Below are 1082 nucleotides of genomic sequence, written 5' to 3' on the forward strand. Positions count from 1 at the left end.
ACGGGCGACTAAGAACAATAAGGCAACGGCGCCCGCACTCAGCCCGTAAATGTCGGTGTAGAAATACAGTAGATAAGTTGTCATCACCTGAAAGACCAAATTGTCAGCTGCGTCACTCAGACCGTAACTGATGCGTTCAGGCCACTTTGTTTGCCATGCAGTCGGCTTTTTTTGCATCCGCAGACCTTCTTTCATGGATCACTGAGAAAGCTTGTCCGACTTTTATATTGAAACTTCAGCTAGTAATTTCAAGCATCTTTTTCCCGTAGCATGTCACTGATCACGATTTGATTAACCGTATTCCAAACCATGTGACCCACCGCTTCGGACAAGTGCTCTTCAGCTGGCTGGTCTTTTGCAGGTGGCACAATTTTCAACGCAGGCATGGCCCACAAGTGCGCACCGGCCCACACACCGAGCCCCCACAAGCTGCCGTAACCCAGTTTAAACAGCGGGACATAATGGCCGGCAACCGCATAAACCGCGCCGAGGCTTGACGAAAACCCGAAGTGCACCAAAAGGCTGACCCAAGGAATCTGATGACCCGAATACGTGTAAGTGGCATGCGTTTCCGCTGGGGTGAGACCGTGCTGCTGCAAAAATGTCTGCGGCGGGTTGGTGGCATCCCGTTCCGGCGTCCGCGGCGGTAAAATATTTTCCCAACCTAACTTGACGAGTCCTGATACTAAGCCGGCAACAGCGCCAACTGCTGCTAGTTTCATGACTGATGGGTGATTTTGTGTGCGCATAAACGTGACCTCCTTGAAGTGTGAACGCGTGACAGTCTGTAGCACTTCTATTTTAGAACAGTAGAACGGTTTTGACATGTTTTGGACAGGAAAGTCTTAGTTTATCGGTTGAAAAGATATAAGCGAAGTTCTCAATGTGCAGGCATTGACCGTCAAATTGCGACAAAGGTGAGTTGCTGATTGCCAACTAATCCAACAAAAAGAATTCGCGAATATCTTGACGCTAACGCTTGTTATTGGTCTTACATTTAGTTAGTATATAAGTACTGAAAGGGAGGATACGATGAAAAACCTCAATGGCTTTAAACGATGTTGGCGCCATGTAAACGCTCA

The 1082-nt window shown here is 48.0% G+C and carries 2 protein-coding genes; both read right to left on the reverse strand.

Annotated elements, in window-relative coordinates:
* The coding region (locus BVJ53_RS14155) for an MFS transporter (RefSeq protein ID WP_191983454.1) at positions 1-177 on the reverse strand (177 nt) is incomplete at its 3' end.
* A 71-nt stretch (positions 178-248) separates the two neighbouring features.
* Positions 249-749 carry a DUF1440 domain-containing protein gene (locus BVJ53_RS14160; protein ID WP_129302930.1) on the reverse strand — a complete coding sequence of 167 codons (501 nt, stop codon included), beginning with the start codon at positions 747-749 and terminating at the stop codon, positions 249-251.
* Positions 750-1082: the final 333 nt, after the last annotated feature.

This window comes from Lacticaseibacillus chiayiensis (assembly GCF_004123795.1).
GTDB lineage: Bacteria > Bacillota > Bacilli > Lactobacillales > Lactobacillaceae > Lacticaseibacillus > Lacticaseibacillus chiayiensis.

Coding starts and splice junctions, on each gene's coding strand:
- BVJ53_RS14160 (WP_129302930.1), bottom strand. CDS start 749: ATGCGCACACAAAATCACCCATCAGTCATGAAACTAGCAGCAGTTGGC.